A 12,839-nucleotide genomic window follows, 5' to 3' on the forward strand; every position below is an offset into this window, starting at 1 on the left:
AACGGCGTTCACCGACCGGCTGGCGCGCACGACGTTCACCGACCGGCGGGTACGAGGACGGGGCCCCGCACGATCACCGTGCGGGGCCCATCGTCGTACGAGCGCGAAAGGCTCCTCAGCGCCGCCAGCAGCAGTCTGCGCCGCTCAACGCCCCAGCGCGCCGCTCAACGCCCCAGCGTCGCGAGCTCCTTCGCCGCCTCCCGCAGGTCCTTCGCCGTGTCGATGGCGCGCCAGTACGCGCCCTGGGGGATCGGGAAGCCGGCCAGGCGGCGTTCGCGGGCGAGGCGCGGGAACGTGGTGCGCTCGTGGTCGCCGCGCTCGGGGAGCAGACCGGCGAACTCGGGGGAGAAGACGTAGACGCCCGCGTTGATCTCGTACGTCGTCGGCGGGGCCTCGATGAAGTCGGTGATGTGGCCGAAGCCGTCCGTCTGGACGGCGCCCCACGGGATGCGGGGGCGGGCGAGGGCGAGGGTCGCGACCGCGTCGCGCTCGGTGTGGAAGTCCGCCATGTCGCGCAGCGAGAAACGGGTCCAGATGTCGCCGTTCGTCGCGTACCACGGCTGGTCGGGGTGGGGGAGGTGCGCGGCGGCGTACTTGAGGCCGCCGCCGCGGCCGAGGGGCTCCGTCTCGATGACCGTCGTGACACGGACGGGCAGGTCGGCCGACTCCAGCCACGTCTGGAGGACCTCGGCGAGGTGGCCGCAGGAGACGACGACGTCGGTCACGCCCTCTTCGGCGAGCCAGTTCAGCTGGTGGCCGATGATGGGGGTCCCGGTGCCGGGGATCTCGACCATCGGCTTCGGCCGGTCGTCGGTGTACGGACGCAGCCGGGAGCCCTGGCCGCCGGCCAGGATGACGGCTTGAACGGGGCGCGACGCGGCGTTCGGATCGGTCATGCCCGAACTGTACGTGGCGCCCCGCTCGCGGCTTCTGGCGGCAACCGTTCCTTGATCGGCCGCTGCCCGACGGCCCGGAGGAGCGTGGCCCGGAAGCCCGTGGCGCCGGTGTGGCTCAGGAGTGCGTGGTGGCCACCCCGGAGGCGAAGGACGTGTCGCAGACGGGGCGGGCGAAGGACTGGGCACGCGTCGGGCCGTATGCGCGGACCGCGGCACGGCCCAGGGCGCGGGCGATGGACGCGCAGTGCTTCGCGAGCGACGGACGCCCGTTCACCGCCTCCTGGAGGTGGGTGAGCGCGACACCCGGGTTCTTCTCCTGGAGCTCCAGCAGGAGTTTGTCGCGCAGGACGTCCTGCGGAGCGCGGGAGACGGCGCGCTCGGAGAGGTCTCGGGAGGACGCGGCGAGCACCGAGTTCGAGGTGTTCCCCGACCAGTTGACTCGGGTGACCGCGAGGGTCCCGGAGAGCACCAGGACGACAGGCAGAACGAGGGCGAGGGTGCGGCCGATCCGGCGGGCGGGGCCACGGCCACGCCGGGTCCGTTGGTTAGCGGTGGAGTGCTTCACGCGAGTGAGGGTAGCGCGGGGTAATGATTTGGCGACATTTAGTCACCTGTTCGGGGGATGGGGAAGCGACGGTTTTGGGGTAGTGCATTGACGCACACGTATCGAAATGCCCGGTCTGCCGGGGTATTTGTCGACAACGAAGAGGGCCCCGCAGCAGGCTGCGGGGCCCTCTTCGTCAACTTGGGTGAATTCACCCGCTACGGGGGGTTGAACCCCTCGCGGGGTGGCTCAGTCGGAGAGGCGCTCGCCCGTGGAGGTCGAGAACACGTGGGTCTCGCCGGGACGCGGCACGACGTGCAGCGTGGCGCCCTTCTCCGGGACCGCGCGGCCGCTGACGCGGACGACGAGGTCCTTGAGGTCGTCGCCGACCTTGGCGCTGCCGTAGACGTAGCCGTCGGCGCCCAGCTCCTCGACGACGTTCACGGACACGGCGAGACCGGCCGGGGCGTCCTCGGTGTCCTTGGAGAGGCTCTTCGCGGCGTCGCCGTTGTGCTCGACGATGTCGAAGTGCTCGGGACGGACACCGACGGTGACCGTGCGGTCGCCCTTGTCGGCGGCGGCGGTGAGCGCCTCGCGGTTGACCGGGACGACGCTGTTGCCGAACTTCACGCCGCCGTCGGTGATCGGGACCTCGACCAAGTTCATCGCCGGGGAGCCGATGAAGCCGGCGACGAAGAGGTTCGCCGGGCGGTCGTACATGTTGCGCGGCGAGTCGACCTGCTGGAGCAGACCGTCCTTGAGCACGGCCACACGGTCGCCCATGGTCATGGCCTCGACCTGGTCGTGGGTGACGTACACGGTGGTGATGCCGAGGCGGCGCTGCAGCGACGCGATCTGCGTACGGGTGGAGACGCGGAGCTTGGCGTCGAGGTTCGACAGCGGCTCGTCCATGAGGAACACCTGGGGCTCACGCACGATGGCGCGACCCATGGCGACACGCTGGCGCTGACCGCCGGAGAGGGCCTTCGGCTTGCGGCCGAGGTACTCGGTGAGGTCGAGGATCTTCGCCGCGTCCTCGACCTTCTGGCGGATCTCCGCCTTCGGCACACCGGCGATCTTGAGCGCGAAGCCCATGTTGTCGGCGACCGTCATGTGCGGATAGAGCGCGTAGTTCTGGAACACCATGGCGATGTCCCGGTCCTTCGGCGGGAGGTGCGTGACGTCGCGGTCGCCGATGCGGATGGCGCCGGAGTTGACGTCCTCGAGCCCCGCGAGCATCCGGAGCGAGGTGGACTTGCCGCAGCCGGACGGACCGACGAGGACGAGGAACTCGCCGTCCCCGACCTCGATCTCCAGACCATCGACGGCGGGCTTCTCGGTGCCCGGGTAGATCCGGGTCGCCTTGTCGAACGAGACAGTGGCCATGATGAATGGACCCCTTCTACCGGCAGGAACGTGCCGGACGATCCGTTGTGGAAGGTGGTGAGCCACTCCGGGGTGACCCCGTAGTGGTTTAGTCCACATGGGTGAACTGGGTCAGGACGGTACCTGGCATTCATGCGGTCTGTCAGTAGTTCGGGGCGGGTGAAGTTCGCGGAAATTTTCGACAGGGGCCCGCCGCGACGTGGGTAGACTGCACGGGCACGCACGCGGCATGCGCACGTGCAGGCCTCCTTAGCTCAGCTGGTCAGAGCGCCGCTCTTGTAAAGCGAAGGTCGTCGGTTCGAATCCGACAGGGGGCTCCTCGAAGCCCAGGTCGGATCCTCCGGCCTGGGCTTTTACGTTGCTCGGTGTGGGCTTTCTCACGCCGTGGCGGCCAGCTTTGTCAGTGCCTCGTCCGTCAGGCGGTACACCGTCCACTCGTCCTGCGGCCGGGCGCCCAGGGCCTCGTAGAAGTCGATCGTCGGGCGGTTCCAGTTCAGGACGGACCACTCGAGGCGCTGGTAGCCGCGTTCCGCGCAGATTCGCGCCAGTTCCGCCAGGAGGGCCTTGCCGTGGCCGGCGCCGCGGGCGGTGGGGCGTACGTACAGGTCTTCCAGGTAGATGCCGTGGACGCCGCGCCAGGTGGAGAAGTTCAGGAACCACAGGGCGAAGCCGACCAGCTCGCCCGTGGTGTCGTCCACGGCTATGTGCGCGTACGCCGCCGGGTGCTCGCCGAAGAGTGCCTCCCGCAGTTGCTCCGGGGTGGCCTTCGCCTCGTGCGGGGCCTTCTCGTAGTCGGCGAGTTCGCAGATCAGGGTGTGGATGACGGGGATGTCGGCGGGGGTCGCGGTGCGAATCATGGGGGGAGGTTAGGTCATGCCGTCCCGCAGGCGGCGGGCGATTTCCAGGTGGGCCGGGACCGGGGGACGGCCCTCCTCGATCTGCCAGAGCGAGTTCTGCAGCACCCGGCCCAGTGTCCAGGCGTGGGCCCGGTCCCGGTCCAGCCCGAGCACCTCCGTCATGGCGTCGAACCGCCACCGGACCTCGTCCGCGTCGAAGCGGTTCCACAGTGCCGGGAAGAGGTCGAAGCCGGGGTCGCCCGCGAGCGGCTTGGGGTCGATGGCGAGCCAGGGCGCGCGGCCGGAGGCGAGGACGTTCTCGAAGTGCAGGTCCCAGTGCAGCAGCCGGTCGCCGGGTTCGCCGACGACCTCGCGCACCGCTGCCGCGCAGTCCGCGAGCAGCCGGCGCTCGGCCGGGCTCGGGACGCGGGGCAGTGCCGTCGCGGTGCGGTTCACCAGGCTCACCGCGATGTCGCCGAGGCGCCGCAGCCCCGCCGGGGCCTGGACGGCGGTCAGCCGGGCCAGCAGCCGGGCTACGACCACCGTGGCCTGGCGGGAGTCGGGCAGGCGGGCCAACAGCCGTTCCGAGTCGAGGCGTTCGAGCAGCAGTGTGCCCGTCTCGTCGTCGGACTCCAGCAGCCGTACGGCCCCGTCGCCGTTCCAGACCCGCAGCGCGACCGGTTCGCCCACGGTCTCCTCGTCGACGTCCTGGAGCTTGAGCGCGGCCCGCGTCCCGTCGGCCCGCAGCACGGGCAGGACCAGGGCGCAGCGGCCGTCCATCGATGGCCCGTCCGGCCGCAGTTCCCAGCGTTCCAGGAACCGCGCGGCCCGCTCCGGGAGTTCGGCGATGAAGGCCCGTCCCGCCTCCCCGCCGTACCGCTTGTGCCGGGCAATGAGCTCGTCCGGGATGTCGATCACCTGCCGGACCCTACCGGCGTGTGTGAATCGGCTCATGCGAATTCGGCGGGGTCCAAGCAGGGTGTGGGCGTACGTCCGCAGCGCTCCGGGCACGTACGTCTGGCTGGGCATCCTGTTCGTGACGGCGGTGGCGCTGCACCACATGTCGCCGGATTTCGAGCGGGACTTCCTGCGGCAGCACTCGACCAACCTCCACGAGCCGTCGAACAATCCGGTGCGGGTGCTGATCGCCAGCGCGATGTGGACCGACGGCGGGCACTGGCTGCCGTACGCCGTCCTGTACACCGTCTTCCACGCGCCGGCCGAGCGCTGGCTGGGCACCGCGCGCTGGTTGCTGGTGTGCGTGGCGGCGCATGTGCTGGCGACGCTGATCCGCGAGGGTGCGGTGCTGTGGGCGGTCCGGCACGGGATGGTGGCCCATGCGGTGATCAACACGGTGGACATCGGGGTGAGTTACGCGCTGGCCGGCGTGATGGCGGTGCTCACGTACCGGATCGCGGCGCCCTGGCGGTGTCCGTATGCGGTGGTGCTGCTAGCGGCGTACGGGGTTGCGCCGGCGATCGGGCGCACCTTCACCGATCTCGGGCACTTCACCTCGGTGCTGATCGGTCTGGCCTGCTATCCGCTGGTCAGGGGCCGTGGAGACGCACGGAATCCGAAGGAGACAGTGGCCGCTCTCAGGGGTTAACGTCGCGGCCATGAGCAGCAGTACCGTCAACGGCGGCATCTCCTTCTGGTACGCGGACGACGGTCTGCCCGGGACGCGGGAGCCGCTGCCCGGTGACGGGTCCGCCGATGTCGTCATCGTCGGGGGTGGCTACACGGGACTGTGGACCGCGTACTACCTGAAGAAGGCGGCCCCCTTCCTCCGTATCCCCGTCCTGGAGCAGAAGTTCTGCGGTTACGGCGCCTCGGGGCGCAACGGCGGCTGGCTCTACAACGGCATCGCGGGCCGCGACCGTTATGCGAAGCTGCACGGCCACGAGGCGGCCGTACGCCTCCAGCGGGCCATGAACGAGACGGTCGGCGAAGTTGTGCGGATCGCGGCCGAGGAGGGCATCGACGCCGGTATCCACCAGGGCGGTGTCCTCGAAGTGGCGTACACGCCCGCCCAGTTGGCGCGGCTCAAGGCCTTTCATGCGCATGAGGTGTCGTACGGCGAGAAGGACCGCGAGCTGTACGGCGCCCGGGAGACCGCCGAGCGGATCCGCGTCGCGGACGCGGTCGGCTCGACGTGGACTCCGCACGGGGCGCGGCTGCACCCGGTGAAGCTGGTGAAGGGCCTCGCGGCGGCCGTCGAGGCGCTGGGTGTGACGATCCACGAGCAGACGCCGGTCACGGAGATCCGTCCGAAGCACGCGGTCACGCCGTACGGGACGGTCCGCGCGCCGTACGTGCTGCGCTGCACGGAGGGCTTCACCGCGAACCTCAAGGGGCAGAAGCGCACCTGGCTGCCCATGAACTCGTCGATGATCGCGACGGAGCCGCTGACGGCCGAGCAGTGGGAGACCATCGGCTGGGAGGGCCGGGAGACGCTCGGCGACATGGCCCACGCGTACATGTACGCCCAGCGCACCGCCGACGACCGCATCGCACTCGGCGGCCGTGGAGTCCCGTACCGCTTCGGCTCGCGCACCGACAACGACGGCCGTACGCAGCCGGCGACCGTCGAGGCGTTGCACGAGATCCTCGTCCGTTTCTTCCCGTCCCTGGCGGGAGTGCGGGTGGCGCACGCCTGGTCGGGCGTCCTCGGTGTGCCGCGCGACTGGTGCGCCACGGTGACCCTGGACCGCTCGACGGGCCTCGGCTGGGCGGGCGGCTACGTCGGTTCCGGTGTCGCCACGGCCAACCTCGCCGCGCGGACGCTGCGTGATCTGGTCCAGCAGGACTCCGGGCAGGCGGGTGCGACCGAGCTGACCGGTCTTCCGTGGGTCAACCACGAGGTCCGCAAGTGGGAGCCGGAGCCGCTGCGTTGGCTCGGTGTGCACGGGATGTACGCGACGTACCGGACGGCGGACCGCCGCGAACTGACCACGCACAGCGCGGAGTCGTCGCGGCTCGCGCGGGTGGCGGACCGGGTGGCCGGGCGTTCCTAGCGCGGAGCATCGCCGAAGTGCGGACACGGAGCGTATCGACGAGGCGCTACAGTCGGTGTGTGCCGGGCGAGAACCAAGTTCGGCGCAGTGCAACACCTTTGTCTTTCAGGGCACACCGGGCAGGTTCCGTCCCGGCTGGCGTTGATCGCGTCAGACTCTCCCGCTCGTCGAGCGGGCGAGCAGCGTGAGCCAGGAATCTCCCTCGCTTTGCGGGGGCGAGGGTTCAAGGCTCCAGGACCACCTTTCCGATCGTGTTCCGGTTTTCCAGAGCCCGGTGGGCGGCCGCCGCCTCGGCGAGCGGGAAGCGGGTCACGGCAGGGGTGAGGCGACCGGCGGCCGCCTCGGCGAGGGCGCGCAGTTCCAGGGTGCGTACGGGGTTGGGGCCGCCCGCCTTCCGCAGCATCACCGGGCCGAGCACCTGCTCGGACACGCCCTCGACGAGGAACGGCTCGCCGCTCTGGATACCTTCGGCGGACCAGCCGAAGACGACGTGCCGGCCGCCGGGTCCCAGGAAGCCGACCGCGGCGCGGGCGATGTCGCCGCCGACGCCGTCGAAGACCACGGTGGCCGCTCGGTCTCCGAGGTGGGCGCGGACCTTCTCCGGCCAGCCGGGGTCCTTGTAGTCGACGGCGAGGTCCGCGCCGTTCTCGCGGACCCGGGCCACCTTCTCCGGGCCGCCCGCGAGGCCGATCACGGTGGCGCCCGCGTGCCGCGCGTACTGCACGAGGAGGGTGCCGATGCCGCCCGCGGCCGCGGGCACGACGACCACGGAGTAGTGGCCGAGCTCGGCGAACTGCAGGATCCCCATGGCCGTACGGCCCGTTCCGATCATGGCGACGGCCTGCGCGAAGTCCAGGTTCCCGGGGATCTCGTGGAGGCGGTCGACGTCGGTGACGGCCAGTTCGGCGTAGCCTCCGGGCGCGAAGCCGAGGTGGGCGACGACGCGCTTGCCGAGCCAGAGACCGGCGACGCCCTCGCCGAGGGACTCGACGGTTCCGGAGACCTCACGGCCGGGGATCGTGGGCAGGGATGTGGGCGCGGGGGCCGGGCCCTGCGTGCCTTCGCGCAGGGCGGCGTCCAGGAGGTGGACGCCGGCCGCGGCCACGGCGATACGGACCTGGCCGGGGCCCGGCTCGGGATCCTCGGCCTTCTCGTAGGTGAGGTTCTCGGCCGGGCCGAAGGCATGGAGGCGGATGGCATGCATGGTGGGCTCCCACTCGTATTGCGCCGGTGTCTCGTCGCGCGCCGGTTTCGTCAGGCGCCGGCGTCTCGTCAGGCGCCGGCGCCTTGTCCTGCGCCGGCGCCTTGTCCTGCGCCGGCGTGGAGCCCAGTTTTCAACCTCAAGCTTGCTTGAGGTCAAGGAGCTCCCGGATCCTCAGGGCCAGGGCGACGGCCTCCAGCGCGCTGTTGAAGGAGACCTCCGAGAGCACGCCGGGTGCGGCGACCTGGTCACCCGCCAGGTAGACGCCGTCGCCGCGGTCGACGGACGGCCGGTCCCGCCAGCTGGTGCCGGGCAGGTCGACCGCCCCGGTACGGCCGTTCGCGACCGCCTCGCGCCGCCAGGTGACGCGCTCGCGCCAGCCCTCGAAGGCGAGGTCGAGCAGCCGCTCGGCGCGCAGGACGCCGTCGGACTTGGACTCGTGCGGGGCGATCGGGATCTGACCCTGGATGAGCTGCTCGCCGGCGGGGGCGAGGGACCGGTCCTGGGCGGTGAACCGTTCGATCCACCCGGGCGCGTCCAGATCGGAGACGGCGAACGCGTCACCGCGACGCGTCCGCACCGCCAGATCGATGAGGGCCGTACGACCACTGCTCCAGGTCAGCGAGTCGTCCTTGAGGAGGCGACGGGCGGAGGCGAGGGAGGTGGCGACGATGACGGGCCCCCGGTTCTCGGGCAGGGCGTCGACCCTGGCCAGGGTCTCCATCCGCACACCCAGATTCCACGCCCGGCCGGCCATCCGGTCGATGACACTCGCCCATCCGCCCCTCGGGTAGTGCGCCTCCGGGGGCAACTTCGTGGCGCGGCGCAGCCGTTCCTGCACGAACGCCGCGGAGAGCGAACCCGGGTCGTGGTGGAAGAGGGCGACCGCGGAGTAGTGCGCGGCGGCCCGTGCGCCTTCTTCTCCCTCCTGTTCGGTGGCCCAGGTCATGAAGTCGACGTCCACGGGCGCCTGTTGGGAGGTGCGGCGCAGCAGCTTGAGCATCGCGAAGGGCGGGGTGCGGCGCAGGGCGCCCTTGTGGTGCAGCCGCAGCCGGGCGGCTTCCAGGGGCGGGATCGGGGCGAGCGGCCCGATCAGGTCCCGCTGCTTGAGCCAGATCCAGTGCGGGCCGCCGTTGTAGAGGGCGTGGGGGCCCTCGTTCGTCCGGTACGGCCCCTCGGTGGTGCGGGCCCTGCCTCCGAGTGTGTCGTGCGCTTCGTACACGGTGACCTTGGCACCGGCTTCGGCGGCGGTGATGGCTGCGGTGAGTCCGGCGAAGCCGCCGCCGATGACGGTGATGGGGCGCATGGCTGGGGCCCTCCCTGTGGCTGGGGTCGCGGTTCCATGAGTACGACGGATCGAGGGCGCCGAAATGTGACATGGAGGGTTTGCGGGCGGTGTTTTCGCAGGTCGGGGGGATTGTCAGTGGGGGTGTGCAGGATGGAGGGCATGGCGAGGAGAACGACGGGTGGGAGCGGTGGGGGCAGCGGGCCGGGTAGGGCCCGGGCCGCCCAGACGGGGGCCGGCGTGAAGGCGGCGCGGCGGCCGGCGGTGCGGCTGCCACCCCTGGAGCCGTACGAGGGCTGCGGGTTGGAGCCGGACGGGGATTACGACGGGCTGGAGTTCCGGGAGGCGGACTTCGCCGGGCAGGACGGCGGGGGCGCGCGCTTCATGGACTGCGCGCTGACGGGGTGCGCGCTGGATGAGGCGCGACTGCGCCACGCGCGCGTGCTGGACTCCGTTCTGACGGGCATACGGGGTGTGGGCACCGATCTCTCCGAGTCGACCCTGCGTGACGTCGAACTGGTCGACGCCCGCCTCGGCGGAACGCAGCTGCACGGCTCCGTACTGGAGCGCGTCCTGATCCGCGGCGGCAAGATCGACTACCTGAACCTGCGTACGGCCCGCCTCAGAGATGTCGTCTTCCAGGGCTGCGTCCTGGTCGAACCGGACTTCGGGGGTGCCCGCCTGGAGCGCGTGGAGTTCGTCGACTGCACCCTGAAGGGCGCGGACCTCACGGCGGCGACCCTCACGGACGTCGACCTGCGAGGGGCCGCTTCGCTGGAGATCGCGCGGGGGGTGGACCGGCTGGCGGGGGCGGTGATCAGTCCGGTGCAACTGATGGATCTGGCACCGGTGTTGGCGGCCGAGATGGGGATTCGGGTGGAGGGCTGAGGGCTGTTCAAAAGCACGGTGGGCCGGGACGCCATGGCGGCGGTTCGCCCCGGCCAACACGGTGGTCTCACCCGTAACAAAAACGCTCTGTTCTGCGCTGCCTTGAGAAGAGAAGCGTTCGAGTCTTGACAACCCATCAGGGCCATTCGGAGGATTGGCTTCCGCTTATCGGTCCGAGGGGATGAGCGGTTCGGGCGGGAAGTTTCCGGCCCTACCGCTTGGCGCCCTGCTCGCCGCCGGTCCGCCCGACCCGCCACGGAGATCGGCATCTGCCGGTCCGTTTTTCGTAGCGGCCACACGGCACCTGGCACCGTTTTTCGCACCACGCACGGTCCGACCGCAACCAGGCGCTCAAGAACCGGGAGACGGGATGGCACCACCGAGACGAAGACGCCGGCGGCGTAGGTCATTGTTGGCCTCACTGCTCTTACTCACCCTGATCCCGTGCACGGCGTTGGCCGCCGTCTGGGGCGGGAACACGGTCCAGACGCTCTCCGAGGGGCTCGATCTGCGCGAGCAGGCCCGTCTCGGCCGCAGTACAGATCCTCGATTGAACGACGTACGTACCCAGCTCGAGACGGAACTCCGCAAGAGCGCTGCCTGGCTGAACGACCCGGCCGCCTCCCCGACGGAGCTGCGAGCCGAGCGGACCGCCACCGACGCGTCCATCAAGTCGCTCCGCGACCTGCGTCATCGCATCGCCGACGCCCCCGCCCACGTGCGGACGTCCCTGATGCCCTTCCTCGATGCCCTGGAGCAGTTTCCGCTGCGCGGGCTGCGCCAGCAGATCGACAATCGAACCATCAGCGACATCGAGGCGATCCAGAAGTACCAGTCGCTCATCGCCCTCGAGATCGCTTCGGCGTTCAGCGCGTGGCAGGTCCCGCAGGGCTCACTGGTTTCGGACTCCCAGCCTCTGTCGATGCTGATCAAGATCGAACAGGCCATCCAGCTGGAGGACGCGGTGGTGTCCGGGGCGCTGCCCTCTGGCCAGATGAGCCCGGCCCAGCGGGTCGCGTTCATGGCCCCGCTGGGCCTGCAGCGTTCGCTGATGGTCGACGTGGGCTATATCCAGTCGCCCGCCGACCGCGCCGCGCTGGCGAAGATCACTCAAAGCGCCGAATGGCAGAACCTGGTCAAGGCGGAGAACTACCTCATCGCGGCGCCCGTCAACTCCCGCAGTGGTGTGCCGCTGTCGGAGATCTCCCGTCTGTGGCGTCCCGCACTCGACCGTGTGGAAAGCCAGTTCAAGGACATGATCGATGCCAGCATCCAGCAGCTGCTGTCGAGGCAGGCGGACACCGCGAACAGTTCGCTGCTCCACGAAGGCCTCCTCAGCCTCTTCGGGCTCCTCGCCGTGCTCTTCTCGGCCGTGCTGGCCTGGCGTGTGTCGTCTTCCCTGCTGCACCGGATGGCCGGATTGCGCACGGCCACCTTGGAGCTGGCCGACAACCGACTGCCGGACCTGGTGTCCCGCCTCAACCGCGGAGAAACGGTGGACGTCGAGGCCGAGGCCGCGGCGCTTGAACTCGACTACGGGACCGACCAGGTCGGTCAGGTCGCCCAGGCGTTCAACGCGGTGCAGCGTACCGGCATCCGCAGCGCGGTCGACCTGGTCGATGCCCGCCGCGGTTTCCAGAACGCGATCCTGATCATCGCTCGCCGCACGCAGAACCTGGTGGACCGCCAACTCGAGCTGCTGGACAGGTTCGAGCGCAAGCACCAGGAGCCCGACGTCCTCGAAGACCTGTACCAACTTGATTCCCAGGCCAGCCAGTTGCGCCGGTACGAGGAAAACCTGTTGATCATCAGCGGTGACCGGTCGAGCCGCCGTTCGGTCGAGCCCGTGCCGCTGCCGGACGTGGTCCGTAGCGCCGCGGGCGAGGTCTCCGAGTATCAGCGCGTCACCGTGACCGCTGACGACGAGGTGAACCTCGTGGGCACCGCGGTCGCCGACGTCGTCCACCTGGTGGCCGAACTCGTGGAGAACGCCGTCAAGTTCTCGCCGTCCATCTGCCCCGTGATCGTCAGAGCGGGTTCTGTGGGCAAGGGCGCCGCAGTCGAGATCGAGGACCGCGGTATCGGCATGACCGAGCGGGAGTACGCGGCGGCCAACCGGCGGTTGGCCGAACCGCCATCGTTCGACCTGCTCGCCCTGGGCGACGACAGCCGGCTCGGTATGTTCGTCATCGCCTGGCTGGTCAACCGGCGCGGACTGCGGGTCACGTTGCGGCCGTCGGCGTTCGGTGGCACGTCCGCGGTGGTCGTCATCCCCGAGGCCCTGCTCGTCCGCGACGCGGCACACGAGGGCGCCCAGCCGGATATCCCGGCGCTGAGGGATGTCACCGCCGTACGCCCCACTCCTTCACCGGAGCCGGCCGACGCCGCGGGCAGGCGCACCCAGCCCCGGTCGGTCGTTCCGCCGACCCCCTTGTACAGCACCATGGCGAACGGGGACGGGGACGGGGACGGGAGCGGGAACGGGAACGGGGACGGGAAGGGGAACGGGGACGGGGACGGGAGCGGGAACGGGGACGGGGACGGGAACGAACAGGTTCCGGTGGGTGAGCAACTGCCCGATGCGTTGCCACCGCTGCCGAACCGTACCCCTCAGGCCAGCCTGGCTCAGGAGTTGCGCCATGCCCCCGATTCCGCGGTGGCGTCCGACCCGTCCGGCGGGCAGGTCACCACAGCGGAGCGCAGCGCCCGGACCATGTCGGCGTTCCAGAGCGGCACCGCACGGTCACGGCACCGAAAAGAGTGAGCCAGAGCAGGCATACCGCCCAGGG

Annotated in this window: 11 protein-coding genes and 1 tRNA gene; 5 read left to right on the forward strand and 7 right to left on the reverse strand. The window is 70.3% G+C overall.

Annotated elements, in window-relative coordinates; translation table 11 throughout:
- Positions 1 to 164: 164 nt before the first annotated feature.
- From C4B68_RS22065 to C4B68_RS22075, 3 genes are all read right to left on the reverse strand, one after another.
- On the reverse strand, positions 165 to 896 hold the full coding sequence (locus tag C4B68_RS22065; protein WP_099503603.1) for a nucleotidyltransferase family protein: 732 nt from the start codon (positions 894 to 896) through the stop codon (positions 165 to 167).
- 115 nt (positions 897 to 1,011) lie between these two features.
- Positions 1,012 to 1,461 carry a hypothetical protein gene (locus C4B68_RS22070; RefSeq protein ID WP_099503601.1) on the reverse strand — a complete coding sequence of 150 codons (450 nt, stop codon included), beginning with the start codon at positions 1,459 to 1,461 and terminating at the stop codon, positions 1,012 to 1,014.
- A 228-nt stretch (positions 1,462 to 1,689) separates the two neighbouring features.
- Positions 1,690 to 2,826, reverse strand: coding sequence for an ABC transporter ATP-binding protein (locus C4B68_RS22075; protein WP_099503599.1), 1,137 nt, complete (start codon positions 2,824 to 2,826; stop codon positions 1,690 to 1,692).
- A 243-nt stretch (positions 2,827 to 3,069) separates the two neighbouring features.
- Between C4B68_RS22075 and C4B68_RS22080 the strand changes: the two genes are divergently transcribed.
- Positions 3,070 to 3,143 (forward strand) — tRNA-Thr (locus tag C4B68_RS22080).
- Between the two features lie 60 nt (positions 3,144 to 3,203).
- Here the strand turns inward: C4B68_RS22080 and C4B68_RS22085 are convergent.
- Complete coding sequence (locus C4B68_RS22085) at positions 3,204 to 3,683, reverse strand: GNAT family N-acetyltransferase (protein WP_099503597.1); 480 nt, start codon at positions 3,681 to 3,683, stop codon at positions 3,204 to 3,206.
- Positions 3,684 to 3,692: 9 nt separating this feature from the next.
- A complete protein-coding gene (locus C4B68_RS22090; RefSeq protein ID WP_099503595.1) occupies positions 3,693 to 4,616 on the reverse strand; it encodes an aminoglycoside phosphotransferase family protein in 924 nt (307 codons plus the stop codon).
- Between C4B68_RS22090 and C4B68_RS22095 the strand changes: the two genes are divergently transcribed.
- Entirely contained in the window at positions 4,615 to 5,268 is a 654-nt protein-coding gene (locus tag C4B68_RS22095) for a rhomboid-like protein (protein ID WP_099503593.1), read from the forward strand. The genes C4B68_RS22090 and C4B68_RS22095 overlap by 2 nt on opposite strands.
- 10 nt (positions 5,269 to 5,278) lie before the next feature.
- On the forward strand, positions 5,279 to 6,676 hold the full coding sequence (locus C4B68_RS22100) for an NAD(P)/FAD-dependent oxidoreductase (RefSeq protein WP_099503591.1): 1,398 nt from the start codon (positions 5,279 to 5,281) through the stop codon (positions 6,674 to 6,676).
- Between the two features lie 223 nt (positions 6,677 to 6,899).
- Here C4B68_RS22100 and C4B68_RS22105 read toward each other — a convergent pair whose 3' ends face one another.
- Positions 6,900 to 7,880, reverse strand: a complete 981-nt coding sequence (locus C4B68_RS22105) for a zinc-binding dehydrogenase (protein ID WP_099503589.1) — start codon at positions 7,878 to 7,880, stop codon at positions 6,900 to 6,902.
- Positions 7,881 to 8,016: 136 nt separating this feature from the next.
- Positions 8,017 to 9,183: an FAD-dependent oxidoreductase gene (locus C4B68_RS22110; RefSeq protein WP_099503587.1), complete on the reverse strand. Its 1,167-nt coding sequence runs from the start codon at positions 9,181 to 9,183 to the stop codon at positions 8,017 to 8,019.
- Positions 9,184 to 9,324: 141 nt separating this feature from the next.
- Between C4B68_RS22110 and C4B68_RS22115 the strand changes: the two genes are divergently transcribed.
- Positions 9,325 to 10,050: a pentapeptide repeat-containing protein gene (locus C4B68_RS22115; RefSeq protein WP_099503781.1), complete on the forward strand. Its 726-nt coding sequence runs from the start codon at positions 9,325 to 9,327 to the stop codon at positions 10,048 to 10,050.
- Positions 10,051 to 10,504: 454 nt separating this feature from the next.
- Positions 10,505 to 12,814, forward strand: a complete 2,310-nt coding sequence (locus tag C4B68_RS22120; RefSeq protein WP_167459139.1) for a sensor histidine kinase — start codon at positions 10,505 to 10,507, stop codon at positions 12,812 to 12,814.
- The last annotated feature ends 25 nt before the right edge of the window (positions 12,815 to 12,839 follow it).

The sequence above is a fragment of the Streptomyces dengpaensis genome (genome assembly GCF_002946835.1).
Classification (GTDB): Bacteria; Actinomycetota; Actinomycetes; order Streptomycetales; family Streptomycetaceae; genus Streptomyces; species Streptomyces dengpaensis.

Excerpts from the sequence above, each read along its gene's own strand:
- C4B68_RS22065 (WP_099503603.1), bottom strand. The coding sequence starts at position 896 with ATGACCGATCCGAACGCCGCGTCGCGCCCCGTTCAAGCCGTCATCCTG.
- C4B68_RS22075 (WP_099503599.1), bottom strand. The coding sequence starts at position 2,826 with ATGGCCACTGTCTCGTTCGACAAGGCGACCCGGATCTACCCGGGCACC.
- C4B68_RS22085 (WP_099503597.1), bottom strand. The coding sequence starts at position 3,683 with ATGATTCGCACCGCGACCCCCGCCGACATCCCCGTCATCCACACCCTG.
- C4B68_RS22095 (WP_099503593.1), top strand. The coding sequence starts at position 4,615 with ATGCGAATTCGGCGGGGTCCAAGCAGGGTGTGGGCGTACGTCCGCAGC.
- C4B68_RS22090 (WP_099503595.1), bottom strand. The coding sequence starts at position 4,616 with ATGAGCCGATTCACACACGCCGGTAGGGTCCGGCAGGTGATCGACATC.
- C4B68_RS22100 (WP_099503591.1), top strand. The coding sequence starts at position 5,279 with ATGAGCAGCAGTACCGTCAACGGCGGCATCTCCTTCTGGTACGCGGAC.
- C4B68_RS22105 (WP_099503589.1), bottom strand. The coding sequence starts at position 7,880 with ATGCATGCCATCCGCCTCCATGCCTTCGGCCCGGCCGAGAACCTCACC.
- C4B68_RS22110 (WP_099503587.1), bottom strand. The coding sequence starts at position 9,183 with ATGCGCCCCATCACCGTCATCGGCGGCGGCTTCGCCGGACTCACCGCA.
- C4B68_RS22115 (WP_099503781.1), top strand. The coding sequence starts at position 9,325 with ATGGCGAGGAGAACGACGGGTGGGAGCGGTGGGGGCAGCGGGCCGGGT.